The sequence below is a fragment of the Hoeflea sp. AS16 genome (assembly GCF_038900095.1).
In the GTDB taxonomy this organism is placed as follows: Bacteria; Pseudomonadota; Alphaproteobacteria; order Rhizobiales; family Rhizobiaceae; genus Hoeflea.
In genome coordinates this window covers 1-25,108 of record NZ_JBBMQQ010000008.1, presented here as the reverse complement: position 1 = coordinate 25,108, position 25,108 = coordinate 1, and the positions used below count along the sequence as shown (strand labels likewise).

Genomic DNA, 25,108 nt, shown 5'->3' with positions numbered 1-25,108 from the left:
TGAGATGAAAGACACCAGCAAGATCAACAACCATTCGGCCATCGCCGCCTTCCAGATCATTGAAGAGATGGCGCCGATGAACGAGGCGGTGCGGGTCACCGACCTGGCCAAGCGGCTCGGCATGCCGCGTGCCAAGGTCTACCGCTACCTGCAGACCCTGAGCAATATCGGCTATGTCCGGCAGGACCCTGTCACCGAACGCTACCGGTTGACGCTGAAACTGTTCCATGTCGGCCAGGCCATCGCCGACGGCACCCAGCTGACCAGCACCGCACGCCCGGTCATGGTGCAGCTGCGTGACAAGGCCGAGTTGACCTGCACCCTGTCAATTCCCGAGGACGGCGGCATGCGTGTGGTCGACATTGTCCGCGTCGATTCGCCGGTGCAGATCATCACCAAGCCCGGCGCGCTTCTGTCCTTTCATGCTTCGGCCCAGGGCAAGATCGCCCTGGCCTTTGGCGATCCGGATCTGCTGTCTGCAGTGCTTGCCGCCGACCATCCGGCCCTGCCCAATGGCAAGGCTTTCGATCCGGCCCGGCTGAACGCCGAAATCGACCGCGCCCGCCAGACCGGCTGGGCGGTCGCCCCGGAAGAAACCCTGAGCGGGCTCAACGCCATTTCCGCACCGATCTTCGATCTCGAAAACCGGTTCGTTGCCACCATCACCATTGCCGGTTCGTTGCAGGATATCCCGCCTGAACCGTCCGCCCCCCTCTGCGTAGCGGTTGCCCAGGCCGCGCGCGCAATTTCCATCGACTTGGGATGCACGGAGTACCCGACATGACACGATACTCACTCGCCATCGACATTGGCGGAACTTTCACCGACGCCGTGCTGCTGGCCTCCGATGGCCAGAGCTACGTCGACAAGACCCTGACCACCCATAACAATCTGCTTGAAGGGTTTTTCCGTGGCGTCGACCTGGTGCTCGGCAAGGCCGGGATTGCACCCGGCGATGTCGATGATGTCATCGTCCATGCCACCACCGTGGTCACCAACGCCCTGATCGAGCGCAAGGGCCCGCCCGTGGCGCTGTTGCTGACCAAGGGGTTCCGCGATGTCCTCTATATCCGCGAGGAACATCGCTACGACATGTACGATCCGCAGATCGAGTTCGCCGAACCGCTGATCCCGATGGAACGCACCTTCACGGTCAACGAGCGGACCTATGCCGATGCAACGGTCGAAATACAGGTTGACCGGGACGAGATCCTCGAAATCATCGCCAAGTGCCGTGAGGCGGGGATTGTTTCCGTCGCTGTCTGTTTCCTCAATTCTTACCGCAATGGCGCCAACGAGGAAGAGGTTCGCCGCATCTTCGCCGAAGAGGCGCCCGACATCTATGTCTCGCTTTCAAGCGTGATTGCACCGCAGATGCGCGAGTATCTGCGCGCCTCGACAGTGGCGATCAATGCCTACACCGTGCCGATCACCCGGCCGTACCTTTCGGCGCTGATCACCGAACTCAAGACCCGGGGCTTTTCCCAGCAGCCGCTGATCATGCTCTCGAACGGTGGCGTCATCGGCGCCGAACGGGCCAGCACAATTCCCGTCCGCATGATTGAATCCGGTCCTGCCGCCGGCGCGCTTGTCGCCTGCTATTTCTCCCGCATCTTCGATATTCCGGACCTGATTTCCTTCGATATGGGCGGCACCACGGCCAAGGCCTGCATCGTTCAGGATCATGAACCGCTGGTCACCGGCACCTTCGAAGTCGACCGTCGCTACCGCTTCAAGCCGGGCAGCGGCATGCCGATCACCGTGCCCTCGATCGACATGATCGAGATTGGTGCAGGTGGCGGCTCGATTGCCTCGGTCGATGATCTGGGCCTGCTCAAGATCGGACCGGAAAGTGCCGGCTCCATGCCCGGTCCGGCCTGCTATGGCCGCGGCGGTGCAAATCCTTGTGTTACCGATGCCGACGTTGTCCTGGGTATCCTTGATCCCAAGCGCTTCCTTGGCGGCGACATGCAGCTCGACACCGCAGCCGCGGAAAAGGCGCTTGACGATCTCGGCAACAAGCTGGGCCTGCCACGCTCGCAGGCCGCCTGGGGCGTGTTCGAAGTCGTCTGCGAACAGATGGCGGCGGCAACCCGCACCCATGCCACCGAGCGCGGCATCGATTATCGCGGCTTGCCGCTCCTCGCCTTCGGCGGCGCCGGACCGGTTCATGCCTGCATGGTCGCGGAACTGACCGAAAGCACCAAGGTGATCTATCCGCCATTGGCAAGCGTGCTGTCGGCCTTCGGAACGCTGGTGACCCCGGCGCAGATCGATCTGGTTCGCAGCCTGGTCTCGCCGCTCACCGATCTCGACTGGGATGCCGTCGACACGGTGTTGCAGAGCATGACCACCGAAGGCGGTGACGCACTGCGCGAGGCAGGCATTCCCGATGGTGAGGCCCGCTTCGCCTATGCGGTGGAGATGCGCTATTCCGGCCAGCAGTCGGAAGTCCGCATCAACCTGCCCGCTGAAGTGGTTTCTGCGCGCGACACCCAGCGCATCCACGATCTGTTCGAAACCGAATATCATCGCCAGTATGGCCTCAAGCTCGCCGGCATGGGCATCGAGATCGTCAACTGGCTGATCACCGCCAGCGGTGCGCCGGCCGACCGCCCGGCAGCCCGGCAGGCCAATGCGGGGGCGGAGCGTGCTGCCGAAAGCCGCAATGTGTTCATCGGCGGCGAACCGCGATCGGTGCAGGTGCTTCAGCGCTCGCTGATCACGGCGGACGACAGCATTGTTGGTCCGGCCATTATCGAAGAACGCGAAACAACAATCTTCATTCTCGAAAACTGGGTCGCAACCCTGCACGCCAGTGGCAGCATTGTTGCCGAAAAGACAAAGGGAGCCTCGTGATGGATGGCGTCGAACTTCAGATCCTGTGGAGCAATCTCATCGGCATCGTCAGCGAGCAGGCCAGGGCCCTGCAGCGGATCGCCTTCAGCCCGATCGTCCGCGAGGCGGGCGACCTCGCCAACGGCCTGTTTGACGAGAACGCGCGAATGGTGGCGCAGGCCGTCACCGGAACGCCGGGCCACATCAACTCGCTGGCAGCTGCTGCCCGCAACCTGCTTGAACACACCGACATGGACAAGCTCCGTCCCGGCGATGTGCTGATCACCAACGATCCGTGGATGTCGGCTGGCCATTTCTTCGACATCACCATCATCTCGCCGATCTTCCGCAACGGCCGGATCATCGCCTATGCCGGCTCGACCATCCACCATTCGGATATCGGCGGCTATGGCATCGGCTCCGGCGCCCGCGATATCCACGAGGAAGGCCTCTGGATCCCGGTGATGAAGCTTTATGAAGAGGGCAGGCCAAACGAAACGCTGTTCTCGATCATCAAGCGCAACGTGCGCACCCCCGACGCCCTGATGGGCGACCTTGGTGCGCAGGTGTCCAGTGGCATGATCGCTGCCGAACGCCTCAACGCGCTTTGTGACCGGTATGGTCTCGAGGATATCTCGGAGCTGTCGGAAGAAATCATTGTCCGCTCGGAAAAGGCTACCCGCGACGCCATCGCCAAGCTGCCTGCGGGAACATGGCACGGCGCCTCGAAATTCGATGTGCCGGGCGGTGAGGTGATCGATCTCAAGACGGCCGTTACCGTCGACCCGGAAGCAGGCGAAATCACCATCGATTTCGAGGGCTCCTCCGGTCCCAGCGCCATGGGCATCAACGTGGTGCCGGCCTACACCCATGCCTATGCGACCTTTGCCATCCGCTCGACGCTCAACCCGGACCTGCCCAACAATGCCGGGTCGCTGGCGCCGATCAAGCTCAAGCTGCCTGACGAATGCGTGGTCAACGCGCGTTACCCGTCACCGGTCAATGCACGCCATGTGGTCGGCATGTATGTGCCGTTCCCGATCCTCAAGGCGCTGGCCCAGATCCTGCCCGATGATGTTATCGCAGAAGGCTCCGGGGCGGTCTGGACCATCCAGGTGCAGGGCAAGGATGCCAACGGCAAGCCGTTCACCAGCTCCATGTTCAACTATTCCGGTGGCATGGGCGCGCGTGCGCACAAGCCGGGTCTCTCGGCCATTTGCTATCCCACCGGTGTGTCGGCGGTTCCCGTCGAGGTGCTCGAGGCGTCCTATCCGATTGCCTTTACCTGCAAGGAACTGGAGCGCGGCACCGGTGGTGCAGGGCGTCAGCCCGGAGGCGACGGCCAGCGGATCGGTTACCGCATGCGGACCAATTCGCGCTGGCTGCTCAACACCATCCCCAGCCGTCTGTCGCACGGGCCGGAAGGCGTGTTCGGTGGCGGCGACGGCACCAAGGGCACCTTCCAGATCAACGGCGAAGACGTGGTTGACACCCGCAAGCGCGAGATGAACCCCGATGACGAGGTGTTCATGATCACGCCCGGCGGCGGCGGCTACGGGAAGGCCTGAACGATGCCGGCGCGCCAGGCATTTGCACAAAGGCTGCGTGCCCGTGCGCCGATGATCGGCACTTTCGTCAAGCTCCGCGACCCGGCGGTGATCGAAATGCTCGGCGGTGCCGGTTTCGATTTCGTGGTCATCGATGCCGAGCACGCACCGTTTGATCGCGAGAACATTGCCTGTGCCATTCTGGCGGCCCGGGCTGCCAATGTGGCGGCCCTGGTGCGGATACCCGAGGCTGACGGGCACTGGATATCGACCGCGCTCGATTGCGGCGCGGCCGGTATCATGGTGCCCCAGGTCAGGCATGCGACCATGGCGGAACTGCTGGTCCAGCGGGTCAGGTACCGTGGCGGGATGAGAGGTTTTTCTCCCTCGACAGCGGCAGCGGGCTATGGCGCACGCGGCATTGCAGAGCACCTTGAGGCTCAGGATAAGGAAACCGTTCTTATCTGCCAGATAGAAGACAGCTCCGCGGTTGCCGCGGCGGCGGACATCGCCGCCATGGACGGTGTGGACGGTCTGCTGGTCGGTCCTGTTGATCTTGCCGTTTCGCAAGGGTCGACCAACCCTGCTGCCCCGGAAATCGTGGCGATGGGCGTCGAGGTCATGAATGCCGCGCGCACCGCCGGCGTGTCGGGCGGCATGTTCGTTTCCGACGCTTCGGCAATTTCCCGGTGGAGTGGCTGCGGCGGAACGCTTTTTGTACTTGGCACGGACCAGTCTTTTTTGCTGCAATCGGCGAAGGCCGGGCTTGCGTCGGCGCGTCAGGCCATCACCTGAAGCAGCCTTTGAACATCAACACCCGACCCGATTGTGGAGAAGCGGCATGAATTTGGCAGAATGGCTCGTCCGCACGGCCAGGAGACAGCCCGAGGCACCGGCATTGTTGTCGGGCGAGGAGCTGGTTGCGACCTATTGCGAATTTGCGACGCGCGCGGCCCGCATTGGCGCCTGGTTGCAGACACGGCACAATGTCCGGCCCGGCGACCGCGTCGCCATCTTCATGAAGAACACTCCGGCCTATCTCGAATTGCTTTATGGCATCTGGTTTTGCGGAGCGGCCGCGGTTCCCATCAATGCCAAGCTTCATCCACGCGAGGCGGCCTTTATCATTGACGATTCGGGCAGCCGGGTGGTGTTCGTCTCGGGCGCGGACGAGGTGCGCCCGCTGCTGCCTTCCACCTGTGCAATTTGCGACCTTGCCGCCGAGCCGGCCTTCGATGCGGACGCCGCAGCGCTCTTAGCGCCGGTGCCGCGGGCAGGTGGTGATCTGGCCTGGCTGTTCTACACCTCGGGCACCACCGGCAAGCCGAAAGGCGTGATGCTGACCAACGCCAACCTGCACGCCATGACCTATGCCTATTTCGTCGATGTCGACGATGTTCTGGCTGAGGATGCGGCAGTCTATGCCGCGCCGCTGTCGCATGGCGCGGGGCTTTACAATTTCATGCATGTCCTGCGCGGCAGCCGCCACGTCATTCCGGCCTCGGGTGGATTTGATGCGGTGGAGCTCTCGGAACTTGCGCCAAGGCTTGGCAACGTCACCATGTTTGCCGCCCCAACCATGATCAGCCGGTGGCTCACGGCAGCCCGGCAGTCCGGATATGCCGGCGAGGGGCTGCGCACCATCGTCTATGGCGGCGGCCCGATGTACCTTGCCGACATCGAGGCGGCGACGGCGCAATTCGGCGCCCGTTTCGTCCAGATCTACGGGCAGGGCGAATGCCCGATGACGCTGACGTCGCTCTCACGCACCGATATCGTCGACCGCCAGAACCCGCGCTGGCGCGAACGGCTGGCATCCGTCGGCCGGGCGCAATCCTGCGTCTCCATCCGTGTGGTCGGCGCAAATGGCGAGGACATGGCGCCCGGCGAGATCGGCGAGATCATCGCCGCCGGTTCTCCGGTGATGAAGGGATACTGGAACAATCCCGATGCCACCGCCCAGAGCATCAGGGATGGCTGGCTGTGGACTGGGGACATGGGCTCTCTCGATGAAGACGGCTACCTGACCCTGCGTGACCGCTCGAAGGATGTCATCATATCGGGCGGCACCAACATCTACCCGCGTGAAGTCGAGGAAGCCCTGCTGACCCATCCGGGCGTGGCCGAGGTGTCGGTGATTGGCCGGCCGAACGCCGAATGGGGCGAGGAAGTCGTCGCGTTCGTCGTTGCCTCCGGTACGGACCTTCCCGGCACATCGGAACTCGATGCCCATTGCCGGTCCCTGATCGCGGGTTTCAAGCGCCCCAAGGCCTATTTCTTCGAAACCTCGCTGCCGAAGAACAATTACGGCAAGGTGCTCAAGACCGAACTGCGGGAGAAGCTCTCGGGTCTTTGACAGCCTGGATCGCTGCACGATAACCGGCACCGCTGATCCGACTGATACTTGCGCAGGGGATGCTCGGGCTCAACAACGGCGTTTTCTACGCAATGCTCAGCCTTGGGCTGGCCGTGATCTTTGGCCTGCTCAACGTCGTCAATTTCGCCCTTGCCGCACTTTACATGACCGGGGCATTCCTGGCCCTGATCCTCTATTCCTAACTGGGCACCTGGCTCGGGCTGGAATGGTTGCAGATCGGGTTCTCACCGTTGCTGATCGCCGGCTTCCTGCTGATCTACCGGATCATCCATTCTCCTTTAGGGAAGGTGTTGCAGGCGATCCGCGAGAACGAACCGCGGGCCCTGTCGCTGGGCTACAATGTCGATCGCTTCAAGTTGCTGGCCTTTGTTCTCTCCACCGGACTGGCAGGGCTTGCCGGTTCGACCAAGGCGCTGGTGTTCCAGTTCGCCTCGCTCACCGATGCGCACTGGCAGATGTCGGGCGAGGTGATCCTGATGACGCTGCTTGGCGGCATGGGCACCATTTTTGGCCCGGTCGTCGGCGCCTTCATCGTGGTTGCGCTTCAGCACGTGCTCAGCGGAATCGGATCCTGGGTCCAGGTGGTTATCGGCGGTACCTTTATCGCCTGCGTCCTGTTCACGCCCCTAGGGGCGTGAACGCGGAACAGAACCTGCCTTCTTGCTCATGCCCGTGCCGTTTTCATCACATGGAAGACGGGTTGCAACCGGAACAACCACGTTCTTCATTCGGCAACATCACGTCCAGCGATAAGATGCTTCGCACTGTGATTTGATCAGATAGATTTCCGCCTCGTGGGTTACACACAGGCGATGCCAGCGGACATCGTCCATATCGGTCGCGCGCCAGGCCGTCAGCGTAACGTAACACTGCTCTTTGCCCAATCCGCAGATGTCTGCGGGCACGACCCTTGCCGACACTCTGGGCACCAGGCGTTCGGGTGATCCCAAACGGTAATCGACAATCAGCCGTTCGGGATCCGTGTCGATCTCGAAGAAACCCTGTGCGCCGTCAAACAGCGAATGACCGGAATGGATCGATGCGGTTTTGGTAGGCTGGGTATTCATGCAGCCAAGCGACCATTGGCCGAGCGCGATAGGATCCGCCATGAAGGCGAATGCGGTTTCGGCAGGCACGTCAAACAGGCCGGTCACGCTGTGAGCGTATTGTGAGGATGGATTGATCATGCCGCCTTCACAATCCCTGCCAATCCGGCAAGCAGCCTGTCGACGCCTTCGACGGTCGTCACTGTTCCGGGAGAAAGTCGCATGATCCGGCCGCGGCAATCGGTGTAGATCCCCAGTTCACGCAACCGGTCGACAGACGCTGCGGGGTCGATCCCGTCCGGCAATCTCAGCATGATGCTGCCACCTCGGCGCCCGGCGTCTTGCGGGCTTGTCAGAGTCATGCCCAGCGAGGGCGCGGCATCGATGATGGCTTGTCCAAGGTGGCGGTTGTGCGCAAGCAATGCTGCCTGGTCCTGCCCGGCATGCCATTTCAGCGCGGGTACGGACCCGGCACAGGCCAGCACCGAGGGCGTGCCGTGATCAAACCGGCGCGCATCTCCCGCGTAGGCAAAGGCGTCGAGATCCCACGAAAAGATATTGTCCTGGCTGAACCAGCCTCGAAGTTCCGGCTCGCAGGTCTTCAGCAGCGGTTCGGCGACATGGATGATCCCGGCACCGGGTGTCCCGCACAGCCATTTGAGGCTGGTTGACAGCGTGAAGTCCACACGCGGCGTGTCTACATTGAACGGGATTAGTCCCACGCCCTGGGTGATGTCGACGCCGATCAGGCTGCCCATCTTCCGACCATGGCCGACCAGGGCTTCGAGGTCGCAGCGATGTGAGGCGGTCGATGTGACGAAGGTCAGCAGCGCCAGCCCGACGCTCTCATCCCAGGCGGCGATGATGTCCTCGTCGCGGACCCAGCTTTCGCCGGGCCGCAGCGACACGGTTCTGAGCTCGAAGCCGAACCGTTTGGCAATGCCCGCAAGCAGGAAATGCAGGCTTGGAAAGCAATCGCCCGCAATCAGCAGCGTCCGGTTCCTGAGATGGTGTTCGGGCAGCGCGCCGATCAGGCTGTAAAGAGCAGTCGTCACGTTTTCGGCCGAGGTCACAGTGCCCTTGGGGGCCCCGATCAGGTTGCTCCAGAGGTCCAGGAATTCCTGCCGTGCAGCAAGCGCCCGCATCCACTGACCGTCATCCAGCCTGCTCCAGCTCCTGGAGAATTGCGAAAACGCGGTCTCCATATCCGTTTCCTTGTCCGGATACATGCCGATCGAATGGTAGAGAAAGTAGCCGGAACCGTCTTGTGTCTCGTAGGTCATGGTCGTTCATGCTGCCTTGTGATTGTCTTAGAAACCGAGGACGCGTGGAAGCCAGAGGCTTATCTCGGGGAATGCCGCCACCAGCACCAGCATGCACAGCGTCACCAGGAGGAACGGCGCCGTTGAACGCAGCAAGGGCCAAAGCCCGCAGCCGGCGATTTTTTCCGCCGCGAACAGGCAGACGCCCAGCGGTGGCGTAAGGAGGCCGACATTCAGGTTGAGGATCGCCACCGCACCGAAATGCAGCGGGTCAATGCCTGCGTGGGCCGCGGCGGATGAAAGCAGGGGCCCGAACAGGATGATGACGGTGGTCGGATCGATGACCATGCCGAGCACCAGCAGGATCAGGTTGAAGACCAGCATGGTGCCGAAATAGCCCAGGCCCCAGTTTTCGACCGTGGCGCCAACCAGCCGCGGCACGTTCTCCATGCCCATCGCCCAGGAGAAGGCCGCCCCGCACCCGACGATGATAAGCAACTGGCCGGAAAAAAGGGCTGACCGGCTGAACACGTCTGCAAGTGCGGAAATGCGGATGGACCGGTAAAGAACGACCGAAACGATCAGTGCATATGCCGCGGCAATGCCTCCGGCCTCCGTCGGTGTCATGATGCCGCCGAGCATGCCCGTGAGAATGATCACCGGGATCATCAGCGGAACGAGGGCGTGGCCGGTCGCGTGACCGATGGCGCGCGGCGAACGGTCCATCTCCACGCGTGGAAAATCGTAGATTCGCGCCTGTACCGCGACCAACCCCATCTGCACAACGCCGATCAGGAGCCCCGGAACCAGCGTGGCGGCCATCAAGGCACCGATCGAGACGTCCGACATCGAGCCGTAGATCACCGCGATCAGCGAAGGCGGCACCATCGGGCCGATGATCGAGGAAGAGGCGGTCACGGCCGCGGCATAGGCTGGCGTGTAGCCCTGACTGATCATCGAGGGAATGAAGACCCGTCCAAGTGAGGCGATGTCGCCCAGCGCCACGCCGGTGATGCCGGAAAACAGGATCGACGCGCCGACATTGACCTGGGCAAGTCCGCCGCGCATCCAGCCGAAGATTGCGTTGGCAAAATTGAGCAGCCGGTCGGTTATCTTTCCGGCATTGACCATCTCGCCTGCGAGGATGAACAACGGCACCGCCATCAGCACGAAACTGTCCATGCCCTGGTAGATCCGCTCCGAGGCGATCGGCAGGAAGTACCAGTTGCCGGTCACCGTTACCCAGACCAGCACCGATGCAATCATGGCCCATGCAATCGGAAGGCCGACCAGGATCAGACCGAGAAAGCTCAAGACAAGGGCAGTGAGGGAAGGGGTCATGTGCGGGCGTCCAGGACGACGATCCGCAAGACTGCGAACACGGATGCAAAGAAGAAGGAGATCGGCAGGACGCTGTAGGGATAGGAAAGCGGGATCTGCATTCCGTCGCTGGTCTGGCCGGCCGCGAAGATCATGGAATCGATGCCGAACCACAGCAGTGTCAGGAACACCGCAAGGGAAATGACATCAAGCGCCACGTTCAGGGCCCGCAGCGCCACTGGCGACACGGCGCCCAGGATGGAGGGTACGAAATCGATCCGGATATGGGCGGCGTCACGCACCCCGATTGCGGCTGCCAGCAGGGCCATCCAGATCATTGCATAGCGTGCGGTTTCTTCGGTGAAGAGTGGCACGCTGCCCCAGCCGTAGCGGCTGATGACCTGGAAGACCACGAGGGTGGAGAGGACCAGCAGGCACAGCGCGGAGATGGCGCGCAAGCCCTTGTCGACAAAGTCGATGATAATGCGCGCCATCCGGGTCATTTTTATTCAGCCGCCTTTGCTGCGGCAATCGCTTGGTCAATCAGCTCAGGCGTATCGACATTTTCCTTGAGCCAGCCGATTGCCGCGGGCTGCATGATATCGCGGAAGGCCGTCTTGGTGTCCTGGTCAAGTTCGATGACGGTGACACCATTGTCCTTTGCGAAGGCAATGGCGCCGGCTTCCATTTCCCGCGACTTGGCGCGGTTGAAGGCAATCGCCTTTGCAGCCGCGTCGGTGATCGCTTTCTGCTTGGATTCGTCCAGGCTCGAGAAGAAGCGGTCGTTGATGCCGAGCGGACCGAAGGCATAGGTGTGGCCGGTCAGCGTTAGATGGGACTGAACCTCGTAAAGCTTGACCAGGTTGAAAATGGAAACCGAGTTGTCCTGTCCATCGACCACGCCGGTCTTGAGCGAGGTGTAGAGTTCGCTGAAGGCGACGGGTGCGGCCGACGCGCCGAGAGCTTCGACCGGAATCGTCGCAAGCGGACCAAGCACGCGCATCTTCAGGTTTTCCATGTCGGCCGGGGTCTTGATCGCCTTGTTTGCGCTGAAGTGCTTGAAGCCGCCCGATTCCCACCAGCCGAGAACCCGGATGCCGGTTTTCTCGCGCACATCTTCCGCGAGCGCCTGCCCGAATGGACCGTCAAACACGTCCCAGGCTGTTTGCTCCGACGAAAACAGGTACGGCATGTTGAGAATCTGGATGTCGCGGTGGATGGTGGCAAAATTGCCGTCGGCCGCATCGCTCATCTGGATGACGCCGCGCCGCATCTGGTTCAGGCGTTCGTTCGGGGCGCCCAGCGCGCCGGCATAGACGAGGTCAACCGTCATGTCGGAATTGGCTTCAACCTCGGCCTTGAACGTCTCATACATGCCGTTGACGAAGTCAAAGCCCTTGGCGTTCTGCGGCAGGGCCAGTCCCACCTTGATCTCCTGGGCGATGGAGGGTGCGGCAGCAGCGGCCATGACGGCGCTGGCAAGCACGATTGAACGGATAAGAGTTTTCATCAGATTCCCCATTATGGTTTGGCCTCGGTTGAACCGATGACCGTTTTACGGTGTCACACCTGGACTGTGCGAGGCACAATTTCATCCAGTTTGCAGGCTTCGGGTCCTCACCCAACTCCGCCTCGCTCCCCGGGGAGCCATGACGGAAATCGAGTTTCCGGAAAATCGGCCAGTACCGACATCTCGAACTGTGGCCAGGCAACGATACGGTCTTCCCCGGGGAGAGAAAGACGAGGAATAATCATCGCGATAACTTTTTGTCATCACTCATTCGGGCGGAGTTGCGCGGGACAGGTTGCGAGCGGCCGAGCCGAAGCTTGCTGCAAGCGCTGCGGCTGCTGGTGTGAAGACGCCGGTCCGCCTGCGGATAAGGCAAAGCTCGGCGCTTTCCAGCCGGTCCTCGATCGGGACCTCCGCGACACCTGCAAGTGTCGCAATGCTCTTGACCATTTCACTGGGAATGAGGCCGATCAGATCGCTCGATGCCACTGTCATGATCATCGCGGTGAAGGTTTCACATGTCAGCAGACACACCGGTCTTGGCATGCCGAGTTGACTTGCCGCCGCGTACAGGGCCTGCGCAGTGGCGCTCTCCTGGGTCGGAAGCACCCATTCCGCTCCCGAAAGGTCCTTGAGCTTCGAGGCTTCAGCCAATGGATGGCCGCGCCGCACGACGGGTGACAAGGCGGTGGCCATCAATGGCTCGCGCACAAGATCCTCCGGCCAGTCCTCCTTCGGGGCAGGGGCAACCGCGAAGTCCAGCGACCCTTCGCGAACCTGGGGTAGCAGGAAAGGATAGGCACTTGCGGCGATCCGCAAGCTGATATCGGGCCATTTTTTCCGGAAATTGGCGAGCACCGTGGGCAGAAGCAGGGTTCCGGGCAGGTGTGACAGCGCAACCGAGATCGATCCCTTCCGCGCCCCCCTAATCTGGTCAAGCGCTTCTATGGAGGTTTTCAGCTCCGAATCGATCAACCGGGCATGGGAAAGCAGTGCCTGCCCGTACTCCGTCAGCGTGGCGCCGTGCACGGATCGTTCGAACAGGCGGACATCAAGCTCTGCCTCCAGCCTCTGCAGCGCTTTCGTAACCGCGGGCTGGGTCAGGCCGAGCATGCGCGCCGCAGCGTGCTGGCTGCCGGTGTCAACAATCGCGAGGAATATCCTGAGTGGATTGAGTCTCATGGCCATGGCTATCTTCGGTCTCAGCTTGCAGATTTCGTTGGTCCGGCGTCCGCAATGGTGTGCATGATGACCTGCCACCCGATGGTCGAAGGTGATGAACAAGTCCGGCCCATCTTGTGATCCATTCGCGGCCTGTTTGCAATTTCGGCCTGGGCGAAGTCTGAGCGGTCCATGGTTTGGAGCCCCTCGTTCCTCCTTCTCCGCCACCGCCCGTTTCGTGAAGACGCCGGGCCCAATTCCGTTCGAAATCCACTGCCGTGCCGGACAGACAGAATCACCAACAGCAGCCTTCGCGGCGCTGGTGAAGACGGCGCGCGAGGACACACGTGCGAAGCTGTCTCTCTAGGTCGCTGTCGTTTCGGAAATACCCTTCCGGTTTCCCACCCTCGTCGCCACGGTTCGCCAGAAAAGGCGAGCCGGCGTATGACGGTGTGGCAGCCGGAATTTACCTGGTGGTAAAGCCGTGATCGAGTGCCGCGATGATCGCGTCAACGTGATCCGAGGTCAGCACCAGAGGTGGTGATAGGATGATGTTCGGGCCAGACACCCTGATCATGACACCGGCTTCCATGGTTTTTTGATAGATCCGGCCGATCGTCGCCTTGTCGATCGGCGTCTTGGTCTGCCGGTCGGAAACCAGTTCCAGCGCACACATCAGCCCGTGCCCGCCGCGTACGTCGCCGATCACCTCATGCTTGTCCTTGAGGTCCTGAAGTCCCTTGAACAATTGCGCGCCGCGGGCTGCGGCATTGTCCTTGACATTGAGCCGCAGCATCTCGTTCAGGCAGGCGACGGCTGCAGCCGCACCGACCGGATGGCCGGAATAGGTGTAGCCGGATCCGATCGAGCCCTTGCCGGTCTTGTCGTTTTCAAATGCCTCGGCCACAGCTTCGGAGACCATGACAGCGCCAAAGGGAAAGTAGCCGTTGGTGATTGCCTTGGCGGAGCACAAGAGGTCCGGCTTGACCCCCCAGTGCCGCGAACCGCTCCAGCTTCCAACGCGCCCGAATGCAGTGATGACCTCATCGGCAATCAGCAGGATGCCGTGTTTGCTGCACAGCTCGCGCACGCCCGGCATGAAGCTTTCATGCGGCGGGATCACGCCGCCGGCGCCCAGTATCGGCTCCATGATGAAGGCGGCAATGGTCGACGGATCCTGGAACTTGATCTCGTCCTCCAGCGCGGCCAGGCAGAGCTGGGCCAGCCGGGCAGGGTCGGTCTCGTTGAAGGGGTTGCGATAGGTATAGGGGGCTGGAATGTGATAGCAGCCCGGCATCAGCGGCTCGTACGGGGTCCGGAAATTGGCGTTGCCGTTGACCGATGCACCGAGCGTGTGGGTGCCGTGATAGCCCTTCTTGAGGCTGAGGAACTTGACCCGGCCTGCCTCGCCGCGCAGCTTGTGGTATTGCCGCGCCAGCCGCAGCGCCACCTCGACACTGTCTGATCCGCCGGAGGTAAAGAACGCGCGGGAGAGGCCGTCGGGCGCGAAGAAATCCTTCAACATGAAGCTCAGCTCGATCACCGCATCATTGGTGGTGCCGCGGAAGATCGAATAATAGGGCAGCGCATCGAGCTGGCCTGCAATCGCCTCTTTCACCGGTGCACAGGAATAGCCCAGGTTGACATTCCAGAGCCCGCCCACGGCGTCCAGCAGGCGGTTGCCGTCGACATCGGTGATCTCTACGCCTTCACCACCCGTCACGATGACGGGCGGGTTGGCCAGGCTGTCGGCAGGGTGGGCCATCGGATGCCACAGGTGACGGGCGTTGTTTTCCTTGAGGAAGTTGCTGTCCTTCATCGCTTATGCCTTTGCCTTGAGAAAATTGAGGGCCTGTTGATAGCTCTCTGAGGGGCGCGTCACATCGAACGCCACGGTCTGCATGCCCACGGCCGCTGCGCCGCGAATGTTCTTCGCCTGGTCATCGACAAACACGCAGTCTGCCGGTGCTAGTCCGAGGCCATCGGTAATGAAGCCATAGGCACGCGGATCGGGTTTGAGGATGCCTGTATAGGTCGCATCGACGATCAGCTCGAAATCGGCCAGGAAGGGCAGCTTTGTCCGGAACTCGGCACCGTAAAAGAGGTCGAGCTCGTTCGACAGGATGGCCAGCCGGTAGCCGCTTTCACGTGCCTGGCTGATTGCCGCCAGCGCCTCGGGACGGATCACGGCAGCGGGATCGTCGCCGCGCACCCGGCCGAGGAAGTCTGCGAATTCAGTCCACTCCTCGCCGACCAGCGCACCGGTCTCGCGCATCCGCAGCTTCCAGTAGTCGCGCTCGGTGATTTCGCCCGCCTGCATTGCCCGCCAGACAACATCGCCCTCCGGGTCGAACGGACCGCGCCAGGTGAGCGAACCGGGCGCAAGGCCAAGAGCGGCTTCGGACAGATCATGGGTCTCGAACAGTGTTTTCGAGATCACGCCGCCGAAATCGAGAACCAGCGCCCGGCTCATAGCTTGATCCACGCGGTCTTGAGGTCGAAATACTTGTCGAAGGCGTGCAGGGACTTGTCATGCCCGTTGCCGGATTGCTTGACCCCGCCCAGCGGCACGGTCAGGTCGGCGCCTCCATAGGTGTTGACGTGAACGATGCCGGCCTTGATCCGCCGGATCATCCGGTGCGCGCGCGAGAGGTTCGAGGTCCAGACCGCTGATGCCAGCCCGTAGTCGGTGTCATTGGCAATGGCGACCGCCTCGTCCTCGCTATCAAACGGCAGGATGGCAAGTACCGGGCCGAACACCTCTTCGCGTGCCAGCCGGTCATCCGGGTGGACATCGGCCACGATCGTTGGCGCCATGTAGTAGCCGCCGGTGTCTTCGAGAATGCGTTTGCCACCGGTCACGATGCGCCGCCCGGCTTGGCGCGCCTCTTCGACAAAGCGCAGGTTTTGTTCCAGCTGACGCAACGAATTGATCGCGCCCGCTCCGGTCGACGGATCCAGCGGATCCCCCACCGTCATTGCGCTCGCCACTGCCGCAAGCTTGTCGACGAAGGCATCATGGATGCTGCGCTCTACCAGAATGCGCGACCCTGCGATGCAGACCTGACCGGAATTGCGGAAAATGCCATGGGCGGACACCTTCGCCGCCTCATCCAGATCCGGCGCATCGGCAAAGACGATATTGGGCGACTTGCCGCCGAGCTCCAGATAGACCCGCTTGAGGTTGGAACGTGCCGAGGCTTCCAGCAATTGCCGTCCTGTCGCCCCCGATCCGGTAAAGACCAGAACATCGACATCGTGAGACTCGGCGATGGTCGCGCCCACGACCGAGCCTTCGCCCGTCACCACGTTCAGAACACCGGCCGGTAACCCCGCCTCCAGCGCCAGCTCCGCAATGCGCAGCAGCGTCAGGGATGCTGTTTCGGCCGGTTTGAGCACCACAGTGCAGCCGGCGGCAAGCGCAGGGCCAAGCTTCCAGGCGCCGATCATCAGGGGGAAGTTCCACGGCACGATGGCTCCCACCACGCCTGCGGGTTCGCGGTGAACCAGGGCCAGCGTCGCCGGGCTGGTCGGCGCGATCTCGCCCAGCACCTTGTCGGCAGCTTCGGCATAGTAACGGATGGTGGCCGCGGCCGAGAGCGGTTCGGCCTTCAGCGCCATGCCGATCTCGGTTCCATTGTTGCGCACACCCAGAACCGCGATCTCCAGCGCGTTAGCCTCGATCAGGTCGGCCCATCGCAGCAGCACCGCCTTGCGCGCCGCGGGTGCGAGATCTGACCATCGGCCGTCATCGAAGGCCCGCCGGGCGGCAGAGATTGCCGCTTTCGCGTCGTCCGCAGTGCCGCGCGGCATGGTGGTCAGAACCTGTCCGTCAATCGGCGAAATGACCTCGAGCGTGGCGGTATCCGACGCAAAACGCCGCTCCCCATCGATCACGTGGGCGGCAGGCGCCACGGGAGCCGAGCGGAGCGATGCGAGTTCTGAGAGATCCATCTGTGGAAGATTCCTGTCGGTTTAATATTTACACCAGCGGTTCAAATATTGTGTAGCCTTTCCCCATTGCTGTCAATCCGGGGAACATCGGACTGTCGGTGTCCGGGGGCGCATTTGACCGGGACGCGCCGGATTCGGTTGATCCCGGATGGCTGTCGCTGGATCCGGTTTGCTCAGTCCTGCGCCCCTGTCAGGGAAGACAGCGTGGTCCGGACGATCTCTTGGTAGCGGCCGGGCAGTTTTCCGCCGGTGCCTGTTGTCACCGCTTCAGCCGCGCGGAAAACGGCGCCGATGATCTGGCTTCGCAATTCTTCGCTCATGCGATGCGAGGGAGTTGCGACGGCGATGGCTCCGCAGGCGAGGCCGGTCTTGTCGAAAAACGGAGCGGCAATGCCGTAAACGTCTATCTCGTTGGTCTGGTCGGTTTCCCCAAATCCTGTCTGCCGTGCAGTCTCGATCCGGGCATTGAGCTTCTTCGGATCGGTGAGCGTGAACGACGTCTTGCCGTCCAGAGACCCCGTCAGGACCCGTCCGGACAGGGCTTCGGGACCGAAGGCCAGGGTCGCGAGCCCCGATGCCGTGGTGTGGAAGGGCAGGATTTCACCGGCGACGAGTGAAACCCGGTTCGCCTTGCTGCTATCGCAGATGCCGACGGTGGCCAGCGCACGGCCTGAAATCAGCGATGCATGCGCTGTTTCCCCGGTTTCGCGCGCCACTTGGTTCAGTTCGGGCTGCAATACCGAAGTGAAGGGAAAGGCCTCCTCCCGGATTCGTGCAAGGCGCAGAATGCCGGCGCCCAACCGGTAAAGCTTTGTGTCATGTCGCTGTTCGACCAGTCCGGCATCGGCCATGGCGCTCAGCATCCTGTGGACTGTCGCCTTGTCCAGCCGGGATCTCCGGGCGAGATCGGAAAGACCGATCTCGGGATCGTTTTCCGTGAAATGATCAAGCAGGGTCAGCGCTTTGGCAACTGTGGATGACATGAAATTACCTTGTGATTCAGGGGGTAGTCGGAAGGCGCCACAACAGTTCTGTTGACAACACCATGACGCTTCGGCACCATATGAACTACTGTTGACAATAATGAACCAGAGGGAAACGTCAATGAAATATGCAACATTATTCGCAGGTACTGCGCTTTTGGCTGCGTTCGCCATGCCCGTATTGCCCGCCATGGCCGAGTATCCTGATCGCCCGGTCAGCTTCGTGGTGCCGTTTCCGCCTGGCGACCTTGAAGATGTGCTCACACGCATGATTGCCGAGGATTTTGAAGCCGAATACGGCGTTGCCGCCGCTGTGGTGAACCGTCCTTCCGACGGCGGTCCGTTTCCGGGGGCCGCGTCGGTCGCGTCTGCTGCGGCTGATGGCTACACCATCGGCTCCTTCGTTGTGGACATCCCGGTTGTCGGACCCGAGGTCGGTGTCCCCGGTCTCAACCCGGATCCGTTCGAACCATTGGGCATTTTCCTGACTTACCCCTTCGTGATCGCCGCCAGCAAAGACAAGCCGTTCTCGACGATGGAAGAACTGGCAGCGCATTCGCAGACCGAAGGGCAGGTTCTGGGGCATTTTGGAGCCTTCCTGCTGCCGACCCAGGCGACGTTTGCCGCAGCCAAGGAAATGGGATTCGAGTGGAAGGCCGAAGCCTCTTCGGATGCGCTTGATTGCAACTCGCTGGCCTCGGGCGATTTCGACGTCGTCAACACCACGATCCAGCAGATCCTGCCGTGTCTCGACAAGGTGAACATCCTCGCCACGATCACGGAAAGCCCGATCTCTGTGGTGCCGGATGCGCCGACGCTGGCTTCGATCACGCCTGACCTCAACATCTCGCTCTGGAACGGCCTGTTCGTTCACAAGGACACGCCACAGGATGTGCGCGACAAGATTGTCGCCTCGGCTGAAAAGACGATGGCATCCGACCGCGCCAAGGAGCTTGCGGTGCAGACCGGCGCGATTGTCTACTGGATGAACGCTGCCGATTCAGCTGCGCGGATCGCCTCTGATATCGAAGTGTCCGGACGTATCAACGCGATGATCGCCGAGTAATGGAAGCCAGGCCGGCTGCCTGACTTGCGGCCGGCCACCTCCTGACTTTCTGACATCTTGCGTGGTTCAGCGTCGTATGCGCTGACCATTCTGAATCGCGAGGCTGCTCCCCAATGACCGACGATACCCCAGAAGAGCCGCATGTCTTTCCGGTCGGACGCAAGCCGGGCGAGATGCTTTTCTGTACGATGATGCTGATCCTCGGAGGGCTTCTGATCGCCGCGATCGGGTGGCAGACGACCTGGCTGGACGGCAAGCGTCTTGCAGCCCAGCCGCGTTTCTGGCCGACACTGTCCCTGTGCGGTGTTGTGCTCTTCGCCGGGCTGAACTGGCTGTCGCGACGTAAGGTCGAGCGCACACCGGGCCGCTGGAGAGAAGCCGGCATCTGGCTGCGCTCGCTCGAGTTTGTCGGTTGGTACCTCCTCTATGTCTGGGCGATCCCGGTCATCGGTTATCTTCCCGCGACTGTAACCTTTTGTGCGGGGCTGACCCTGCGGCTTGGCTACCGCGGCAAGCCCATCTGGGCCGCCATCGGTTTTGCCCTCTTCGTTGTCCTGTTCTTCAAGAGCGCGATGAATGTGAAAATGCCGGGCGGCGCCATCTATCAGCTGGCACCCGAAGGGCTTCGCTACATCCTTCTCCGTTACTTCTGAGGCGTCATGGAACTCCTTTTTTCAAGTATCGAACTGATCGCGCGCTGGGATGTCATGGCCGCGCTTCTGATCGGTTCCATCGGCGGTGTCATCGTCGGTGGTCTGCCGGGTGTCGGTGCAGCGGTGGCCATTGCCATCGTCCTGCCGGTCACCTTTTCGCTGGAACCGATTGTCGGGTTGACGGCGCTGCTCGGCATCTATGGCTCGTCAATGTTCGGTGGAGCAATTCCGGCGATCCTGGTCAATACGCCGGGAACACCGGTCAACGCGCTGACCACCTATGACGGATATCCGATGACGCTCAGGGGCGAGGGGCGGCGGGCGCTGAGCCTTGCCTATTCCGCCTCGTTCTACGGTGCGATCTTCTCGATCGTGGCGTTGATGTTTCTGGCGCCGGTGCTGGCCAGCATTGCGCCGATGTTCGGCTCGCGCGAAATCTTCCTTGCAGCTTTGCTGGGCATCACCCTGGTGATCATTACCCATCGCGGCCAGGTGCTGGCTGCAGCGATGCTGGCTTTCATCGGCATCTTTCTGCAAACCATCGGCATTGAACCCAGCGCCTATACCCAGCGCTTTACATTCGGTCTTGGCTGGTTGCAGTCCGGCATCAACCTGATCGTCGTGGTTCTTGGCCTCTTTGCGGTCAGCCAGGCGCTTGTGCTGTTCATGGACAAGGACAAAGCAATCAAATTGCCGAATGTCGGAAGGCCGAAGTTTCTTGATCAGATCCGCGATTTCTGGGTCTACCGACGCGTTGCCAGCGTTGGCTCGGCCTTCGGGGTCATTTGCGGGATGATCCCCGGTGTGGGCGAGTTCATGTCGCAGTTCATGTCCTATGCCTATGCGCAACGGACGTCCAAGACGCCGGAACTGTTCGGCAAGGGTAACCCTGAGGGAATCGTGGCCTCGGAAGCCGCCAACAACTCGGTGCCGGCGGCAGCGATGATCCCGCTTCTGGCGCTCGGCATCCCGGGCGAGGAGCTGACGGCAATGATGCTGGCGGTGTTCTACGTGCACAATGTTGTGCCCGGACCGCAGCTCTTCGCCAACCAGATGGACTTCGTTCTGGCGCTTTATCTCTGCCTGCTGCTCCTGAACATCATCGTCGTCGTCTTCCTGTTCTTCTCCACGAGCACCTTGATGAAGGCCATGACGATCCCCAACCGGTTCCTCGGGATGATGATCCTGACCTTCAGCCTGATCGGCGTTTACTCCTTGCGCAATTCACTCACCGACGTGGCCATCGCATCGGGCTTCGGTGTGTTTGGGTTCATGCTCAAACGGCTCGACTACCCGACATCGCCCATCATCCTGGGCATCGTTCTTGGCAAGCTGATGGAGGACAAGCTGCGCACGGCCATGGCGCGGGTCACCACACCCTGGGAATTCATCGACCGGCCAATCGCCTTCATCCTGTTCGTGATGATCGTCATTGCCGTCGTGTTCCAGACCTGGACCGTCGTTCGGGCCCGCAATGCCGGCAAGAAAGAGATTTCCGATGCGTAATCTTGTCGACCGTCGTCGAGAACTGCTGGGACCCAATGTCTCGACCTTCTATGAAGAGCCCATCCATATTGTCCGTGGCGAGGGCGTCTGGCTCTGGGACAATGAGGGGCGCCGGTATCTCGACTGTTACAACAACGTCCCCCATGTCGGGCACTGCAATCCGCGCGTCGTCGACGCCCTGTGCGCGCAGGCGCGAACGCTGAACACCCACACCCGCTATCTGCATGAGGGAATCCTCGACTATGTCGAACGTCTGACCGCGACCTTCGAGGACCCGCTGTCGACCGCGATCATGACCTGCACCGGGTCCGAAGCCAATGACATCGCGCTGCGCATGGCCGAGGCGATGACCGGCAACAGGGGGATCGTTGCCACCGACGCGACCTATCACGGCAACACGACGCTGGTCAGCCATCTGTCCAAAAGCAATGTGCCCGAGGTCGGCTTCGGCCTTGGCGGCTATCTGCGCCATGTCGAGGCGCCGGACAGCTACCGGATCGAAGATCCTGACGGCACCCGGTTTGCGAGCCATGTGGCCCGCGCCGTCGAGGATCTGCAATCCTCCGGCATCGGTTTTGCCGCGATGATCGTCTGCCCGATTTTCCTCAACGAGGGGTTTCCTGCACAATCCGAAGGCTGGCTGCGCCCCGCTGCGGATGTCGTGCGCAAGGCCGGCGGTCTGCTGATCAGTGACGAGGTGCAATCGGGTTTCGGTCGCTGTGGCAGCCATTTCTGGGGCCACCAGAAACAGGGCGTCCGTCCCGACATCGTCACCATGGGCAAGCCGATGGGCAACGGCCATCCGGTCGCCGGGGTGGTGACGACGCCCGAGATCATGGAAAGGTTTCGCACCTCGTTCCGCTACTTCAATACCTTTGGCGGCAATCCGGTATCCTGCGCCGCCGCCATGGCGGTGCTGGATGAGCTGGAGCAGGAAAACCTGCAGGACAACGCCGCAAAAATCGGACGCATGGCGCACGAGCGGCTTTCTGCAATGGCTGAAAAATATGATGTGATCGGCGACGTTCGCCAAAGCGGCATGGTCTTCGGCGCGGAATTTGTGCTGGATCGAGCCACAAAAGAGCCTGCGTCAGACTATGCCGACCGGGTGGTCAACGCGATGCGTGATCGTGGCATACTGCTGTCCAAACTGGGGCGGTACAAGAACACGCTCAAGATCCGCCCGCCAATGCCATTCGGTGAAGATCATCTCGATCTGCTGATCGACACACTCGATGCCGTGATGGCAGAAACCCCGATAGCTGCATGACCGACCCGGTTGCAGATGCGCTGGCTCTCTGGGGATTTGAGAACGCCGCCTGCGATTTCGTGGCGGGGCGCGAGAACCGCGTGTACCGGGTCTTTGCACCGCAGGGTGATTTCGCGTTGCGGTTCAAGCGTCCGGGCTATCGCGACGATGTGGAACTGCTGTCCGAATTGCAATGGCTCGACGCTATGGATCACGCCGGTTTGTCGGTGCCGCAGCCGCGGGCTGCGCTGTCAGGCAAGATGCTGGAATGCGTCGATGAATGCCGGGTCGACATGGTAGGCTGGCTGCCGGGGCGATCGCTTGGGCAGAGCCGGACCCCGTTGGACATACCCGATCCTCTCGCCGTGTTTCGACGCTTGGGAGCCGAAATCGCGCGGCTGCACACGGCCTGTGATAGCTGGCAAAAGCCCGAGGGTTTCACCCGTTGTGCCTGGGACGCCGATGGGCTGCTGGGCGACGACCCGCTCTGGGGCCGCTTTTGGGAGAACCCGACGCTTGATGCCGGGACGCAGCAATTGTTCGAAACCTTCCGCCGGGAAGCGCGGCAACACCTCGATAGCGAAGCAGACAGCCTCGATTACGGGCTCATCCATGCCGATCTCGTGCGAGAGAACGTGTTGCTGGACGGACCTGCCATTCGTATGATCGACTTCGATGACGGTGGCTTCGGGTTCCGCCATTTTGACATTGTGACGGCGCTTGTAAAGAACAGGGCAGAGCCGGATTACGAGGACCTGAAGGCCGCGCTGCTGGAGGGATATCACAGCCTGCGCGTGCTCGATGACCGGACACTCGATCTGTTCATGGCGCTGCGCGCGGTCACCTATGTCGGCTGGATCGCACAGCGTCTGGGCGAGCCCGGATCGGTGGCCCGCAACAAGCGCTTCATCGACGACGCGCGGCTTCTGTGCGCTGGTTATCTGGGACAACCCACTATCGGTTGAAGAGGCGGGACATGACAAAAACCATTCTTGTAATTGGCACCTTCGACACGAAGGCTGATGAACTCGACTATCTGATCGGACGGATCAGGGGCGAGGGAGGCCAGGTGCTCGCCATGGATGTCAGTGTGCTGGGCAACCCGGTCATTCCTGTTGACGTGACCAAGCACGAGGTTGCCGGGGCAGTCGGCGAGACAATTGAAGGGCTGATTGCGCTTGGCGAAGAAGGCGCAGCGTTCGAAAAGATGAGCGCCGGCGCGGCCTTGCTGACGCGACGGATGTACGACGAGGGCCGGTTCGACGGGCTGATCGCGCTTGGCGGCACGATGGGAACCGATCTGGCACTGGATTGCGCGCAGGCCCTGCCTTCGGGGGTGCCCAAATACATTGTCTCGACGGTCGCCGGCTCGCCGCTGATCGCGGCAGAGCGAATGGCCACGGATGTGCAATTCATCCTCTGGGCGGGTGGACTCTACGGCTTGAACCCCTTGTGCAAATCCTCGCTCAGCCAGGCGGCAGGCGCGGTGCTGGGGGCCGCAAAAGCGGTTGAACCGCCTGCCTTTGACCGCCCGGTGATCGGCATGACCTCGCTCGGCTCGTCATGTCTGAATTACATGAAACGGCTGCATCCGGAGCTGACGGCGCGCGGCTATGACGTGGCGGTGTTTCATACGACCGGCATGGGCGGTATGGCATTCGAGCGGTTGGCCGCCGAGGGTGCATTCGCCTGTGTCATGGATTTCTCCCTGCAAGAGTTCGTCAACATGCTGCATGGCTCGCTGGTGAGCGCAGGTGCGGACCGGCTGACCGGGGCCGGGCGCAGTGGCACGCCGCAGGTCGTCGCTCCCGGCGCGATGGACATCCTTGACCTTGCCGGCTGGCAGGAGATACCGGCGCGTTTCACCGACCGTCCGTTTCACCAGCACAATCGCCTGATCAAGAGCGTCGCCTTCAATGCGGAGGAACGGCGGATGCTGGCCCGCGAAATGGCTGACCGGCTGGCGGCAGCAACGGGCCCCACGCATTTCCTGCTGCCGAAGGGCGGGATTGAGGAGTGGGATCGTCCGGGTGGGCCTGCTCATGATGCCGAGGGGCTTGCCGCTTTCATAAATGAGGCACAGGGGTCTCTCGAAGGGCGGGTTTCCTATGAGACGCTGGATTGCCACATCAACGATGACGCTTTCTGTGCAGCCGCGCTGGGACAACTCGACCTCTGGGTCTCGGAGGGTCTCGTGCCGGCAGGCAAGTCAGCAGCGTAAGCGGCCGCTTTGATGGAAATCGGACCTCGCAATCCCGGTGGGGCGGGGCATGGGCTTAGCCCAACCTGTACAGCTCTTGTTCTGTCTGTCGTAGCTCGCCAGAGCGCGGTGATGCGTGTTTGAACGCTCATGGAGCGGGGTTGATGGCCCGTGCGCGCTGCTTGTGCCTGCCATTTGTCAAGGCGTTTTCGTAAGGATGCCAGGCCGGGCGCTCATTATGTGCTGCAAAATACATCATGTAAGGATATTGTATCACTGATGTTTTGAGGTTCGGATTCTTCGTTGGCTGTCACACCACATCTCAACGTGTCGCGATTGAAAAACTCAATCATAGCAATACAGAGGTGGCTCGGGAAAACTGCACAGCAGGGATAAGTGGAATTTCTGCCTGAGTTTGGCTTAGATGCCGGAAACA

General features: G+C 61.6%; 22 protein-coding genes and 1 pseudogene. 13 read left to right on the top strand and 10 right to left on the bottom strand.

Annotated elements, in window-relative coordinates; genetic code table 11:
- Positions 1–4 precede the first annotated feature (4 nt).
- From WNY80_RS17505 to WNY80_RS17475, 7 genes and pseudogenes are all read left to right on the top strand, one after another.
- A complete protein-coding gene (locus WNY80_RS17505) occupies positions 5–784 on the top strand; it encodes an IclR family transcriptional regulator (protein WP_342888701.1) in 780 nt (259 codons plus the stop codon).
- Entirely contained in the window at positions 781–2,859 is a 2,079-nt protein-coding gene (locus WNY80_RS17500) for a hydantoinase/oxoprolinase family protein (RefSeq protein ID WP_342888700.1), read from the top strand. Before WNY80_RS17505 ends, WNY80_RS17500 begins: the two co-directional genes overlap by 4 nt.
- Positions 2,859–4,406, top strand: a complete 1,548-nt coding sequence (locus WNY80_RS17495; protein ID WP_342888699.1) for a hydantoinase B/oxoprolinase family protein — start codon at positions 2,859–2,861, stop codon at positions 4,404–4,406. Before WNY80_RS17500 ends, WNY80_RS17495 begins: the two co-directional genes overlap by 1 nt.
- A 3-nt stretch (positions 4,407–4,409) precedes the next feature.
- A complete protein-coding gene (locus WNY80_RS17490) occupies positions 4,410–5,180 on the top strand; it encodes an aldolase/citrate lyase family protein (RefSeq protein WP_342888698.1) in 771 nt (256 codons plus the stop codon).
- A 46-nt stretch (positions 5,181–5,226) separates the two neighbouring features.
- Positions 5,227–6,741 carry an AMP-binding protein gene (locus WNY80_RS17485; protein WP_342888697.1) on the top strand — a complete coding sequence of 505 codons (1,515 nt, stop codon included), beginning with the start codon at positions 5,227–5,229 and terminating at the stop codon, positions 6,739–6,741.
- 59 nt (positions 6,742–6,800) lie between these two features.
- A complete protein-coding gene (locus WNY80_RS17480; protein WP_342888696.1) occupies positions 6,801–6,944 on the top strand; it encodes a hypothetical protein in 144 nt (47 codons plus the stop codon).
- 54 nt (positions 6,945–6,998) lie between these two features.
- Positions 6,999–7,400 (top strand): annotated as a pseudogene (locus WNY80_RS17475) (branched-chain amino acid ABC transporter permease); the annotation flags it as partial.
- Positions 7,401–7,499: 99 nt separating this feature from the next.
- Here WNY80_RS17475 and WNY80_RS17470 read toward each other — a convergent pair.
- The 10 genes from WNY80_RS17470 to WNY80_RS17425 all read right to left on the bottom strand — a co-directional run bounded on the left by WNY80_RS17470 (position 7,500) and on the right by WNY80_RS17425 (position 17,998).
- Positions 7,500–7,949, bottom strand: coding sequence for a hypothetical protein (locus WNY80_RS17470; RefSeq protein ID WP_342888695.1), 450 nt, complete (start codon positions 7,947–7,949; stop codon positions 7,500–7,502).
- Positions 7,946–9,091, bottom strand: coding sequence for an aminotransferase class V-fold PLP-dependent enzyme (locus WNY80_RS17465; RefSeq protein WP_342888694.1), 1,146 nt, complete (start codon positions 9,089–9,091; stop codon positions 7,946–7,948). The genes WNY80_RS17470 and WNY80_RS17465 overlap by 4 nt, the downstream gene beginning before the upstream one ends.
- Before the next feature lie 27 nt (positions 9,092–9,118).
- The gene (locus WNY80_RS17460; protein ID WP_342888693.1) at positions 9,119–10,411 is read right to left on the bottom strand and encodes a TRAP transporter large permease; all 1,293 of its coding nucleotides are present in this window, start codon (positions 10,409–10,411) and stop codon (positions 9,119–9,121) included.
- On the bottom strand, positions 10,408–10,884 hold the full coding sequence (locus WNY80_RS17455; protein ID WP_342888692.1) for a TRAP transporter small permease: 477 nt from the start codon (positions 10,882–10,884) through the stop codon (positions 10,408–10,410). Before WNY80_RS17455 ends, WNY80_RS17460 begins: the two co-directional genes overlap by 4 nt.
- An 11-nt stretch (positions 10,885–10,895) precedes the next feature.
- Positions 10,896–11,900 (bottom strand): TRAP transporter substrate-binding protein, encoded by a 1,005-nt coding sequence (locus WNY80_RS17450; RefSeq protein ID WP_342888691.1) that lies wholly within the window; start codon positions 11,898–11,900, stop codon positions 10,896–10,898.
- Positions 11,901–12,167: 267 nt separating this feature from the next.
- Complete coding sequence (locus WNY80_RS17445; RefSeq protein WP_342888690.1) at positions 12,168–13,088, bottom strand: LysR substrate-binding domain-containing protein; 921 nt, start codon at positions 13,086–13,088, stop codon at positions 12,168–12,170.
- 439 nt (positions 13,089–13,527) lie between these two features.
- Positions 13,528–14,880 carry an aspartate aminotransferase family protein gene (locus tag WNY80_RS17440; protein ID WP_342888689.1) on the bottom strand — a complete coding sequence of 451 codons (1,353 nt, stop codon included), beginning with the start codon at positions 14,878–14,880 and terminating at the stop codon, positions 13,528–13,530.
- Positions 14,881–14,883: 3 nt separating this feature from the next.
- Complete coding sequence (locus tag WNY80_RS17435; protein ID WP_342888688.1) at positions 14,884–15,534, bottom strand: HAD-IA family hydrolase; 651 nt, start codon at positions 15,532–15,534, stop codon at positions 14,884–14,886.
- Positions 15,531–17,015, bottom strand: coding sequence for an aldehyde dehydrogenase (locus tag WNY80_RS17430; RefSeq protein WP_342888687.1), 1,485 nt, complete (start codon positions 17,013–17,015; stop codon positions 15,531–15,533). Before WNY80_RS17430 ends, WNY80_RS17435 begins: the two co-directional genes overlap by 4 nt.
- Positions 17,016–17,188: 173 nt before the next feature.
- A complete protein-coding gene (locus WNY80_RS17425) occupies positions 17,189–17,998 on the bottom strand; it encodes an IclR family transcriptional regulator (protein ID WP_342888686.1) in 810 nt (269 codons plus the stop codon).
- Between the two features lie 121 nt (positions 17,999–18,119).
- On the opposite strand from WNY80_RS17425, the gene WNY80_RS17420 reads away from it, so the two are divergent.
- From WNY80_RS17420 to WNY80_RS17395, 6 genes are all read left to right on the top strand, one after another.
- Positions 18,120–19,064: a tripartite tricarboxylate transporter substrate-binding protein gene (locus tag WNY80_RS17420; protein WP_342888685.1), complete on the top strand. Its 945-nt coding sequence runs from the start codon at positions 18,120–18,122 to the stop codon at positions 19,062–19,064.
- Between the two features lie 113 nt (positions 19,065–19,177).
- Positions 19,178–19,717 carry a tripartite tricarboxylate transporter TctB family protein gene (locus tag WNY80_RS17415; RefSeq protein WP_342888684.1) on the top strand — a complete coding sequence of 180 codons (540 nt, stop codon included), beginning with the start codon at positions 19,178–19,180 and terminating at the stop codon, positions 19,715–19,717.
- 6 nt (positions 19,718–19,723) lie between these two features.
- Complete coding sequence (locus WNY80_RS17410) at positions 19,724–21,223, top strand: tripartite tricarboxylate transporter permease (protein ID WP_342888683.1); 1,500 nt, start codon at positions 19,724–19,726, stop codon at positions 21,221–21,223.
- Positions 21,216–22,493 carry an aminotransferase class III-fold pyridoxal phosphate-dependent enzyme gene (locus tag WNY80_RS17405; RefSeq protein WP_342888682.1) on the top strand — a complete coding sequence of 426 codons (1,278 nt, stop codon included), beginning with the start codon at positions 21,216–21,218 and terminating at the stop codon, positions 22,491–22,493. The genes WNY80_RS17410 and WNY80_RS17405 overlap by 8 nt, the downstream gene beginning before the upstream one ends.
- Positions 22,490–23,437: a phosphotransferase gene (locus tag WNY80_RS17400; protein WP_342888681.1), complete on the top strand. Its 948-nt coding sequence runs from the start codon at positions 22,490–22,492 to the stop codon at positions 23,435–23,437. Before WNY80_RS17405 ends, WNY80_RS17400 begins: the two co-directional genes overlap by 4 nt.
- A gap of 11 nt (positions 23,438–23,448) precedes the next feature.
- On the top strand, positions 23,449–24,693 hold the full coding sequence (locus WNY80_RS17395; RefSeq protein ID WP_342888680.1) for a Tm-1-like ATP-binding domain-containing protein: 1,245 nt from the start codon (positions 23,449–23,451) through the stop codon (positions 24,691–24,693).
- Positions 24,694–25,108: the final 415 nt, after the last annotated feature.

Bases quoted from the DNA above. Each gene is read 5' to 3' on its own strand.
- WNY80_RS17415 (WP_342888684.1), top strand. From the start codon at position 19,178: ATGACCGACGATACCCCAGAAGAGCCGCATGTCTTTCCGGTCGGACGC.
- WNY80_RS17405 (WP_342888682.1), top strand. From the start codon at position 21,216: ATGCGTAATCTTGTCGACCGTCGTCGAGAACTGCTGGGACCCAATGTC.
- WNY80_RS17395 (WP_342888680.1), top strand. From the start codon at position 23,449: ATGACAAAAACCATTCTTGTAATTGGCACCTTCGACACGAAGGCTGAT.
- WNY80_RS17480 (WP_342888696.1), top strand. From the start codon at position 6,801: ATGCTCGGGCTCAACAACGGCGTTTTCTACGCAATGCTCAGCCTTGGG.
- WNY80_RS17435 (WP_342888688.1), bottom strand. From the start codon at position 15,534: ATGAGCCGGGCGCTGGTTCTCGATTTCGGCGGCGTGATCTCGAAAACA.
- WNY80_RS17490 (WP_342888698.1), top strand. From the start codon at position 4,410: ATGCCGGCGCGCCAGGCATTTGCACAAAGGCTGCGTGCCCGTGCGCCG.
- WNY80_RS17400 (WP_342888681.1), top strand. From the start codon at position 22,490: ATGACCGACCCGGTTGCAGATGCGCTGGCTCTCTGGGGATTTGAGAAC.
- WNY80_RS17460 (WP_342888693.1), bottom strand. From the start codon at position 10,411: ATGACCCCTTCCCTCACTGCCCTTGTCTTGAGCTTTCTCGGTCTGATC.
- WNY80_RS17430 (WP_342888687.1), bottom strand. From the start codon at position 17,015: ATGGATCTCTCAGAACTCGCATCGCTCCGCTCGGCTCCCGTGGCGCCT.
- WNY80_RS17455 (WP_342888692.1), bottom strand. From the start codon at position 10,884: ATGGCGCGCATTATCATCGACTTTGTCGACAAGGGCTTGCGCGCCATC.
- WNY80_RS17420 (WP_342888685.1), top strand. From the start codon at position 18,120: ATGAAATATGCAACATTATTCGCAGGTACTGCGCTTTTGGCTGCGTTC.
- WNY80_RS17440 (WP_342888689.1), bottom strand. From the start codon at position 14,880: ATGAAGGACAGCAACTTCCTCAAGGAAAACAACGCCCGTCACCTGTGG.
- WNY80_RS17425 (WP_342888686.1), bottom strand. From the start codon at position 17,998: ATGTCATCCACAGTTGCCAAAGCGCTGACCCTGCTTGATCATTTCACG.
- WNY80_RS17465 (WP_342888694.1), bottom strand. From the start codon at position 9,091: ATGACCTACGAGACACAAGACGGTTCCGGCTACTTTCTCTACCATTCG.
- WNY80_RS17485 (WP_342888697.1), top strand. From the start codon at position 5,227: ATGAATTTGGCAGAATGGCTCGTCCGCACGGCCAGGAGACAGCCCGAG.
- WNY80_RS17410 (WP_342888683.1), top strand. From the start codon at position 19,724: ATGGAACTCCTTTTTTCAAGTATCGAACTGATCGCGCGCTGGGATGTC.
- WNY80_RS17505 (WP_342888701.1), top strand. From the start codon at position 5: ATGAAAGACACCAGCAAGATCAACAACCATTCGGCCATCGCCGCCTTC.
- WNY80_RS17495 (WP_342888699.1), top strand. From the start codon at position 2,859: ATGGATGGCGTCGAACTTCAGATCCTGTGGAGCAATCTCATCGGCATC.
- WNY80_RS17470 (WP_342888695.1), bottom strand. From the start codon at position 7,949: ATGATCAATCCATCCTCACAATACGCTCACAGCGTGACCGGCCTGTTT.
- WNY80_RS17500 (WP_342888700.1), top strand. From the start codon at position 781: ATGACACGATACTCACTCGCCATCGACATTGGCGGAACTTTCACCGAC.
- WNY80_RS17450 (WP_342888691.1), bottom strand. From the start codon at position 11,900: ATGAAAACTCTTATCCGTTCAATCGTGCTTGCCAGCGCCGTCATGGCC.
- WNY80_RS17445 (WP_342888690.1), bottom strand. From the start codon at position 13,088: ATGGCCATGAGACTCAATCCACTCAGGATATTCCTCGCGATTGTTGAC.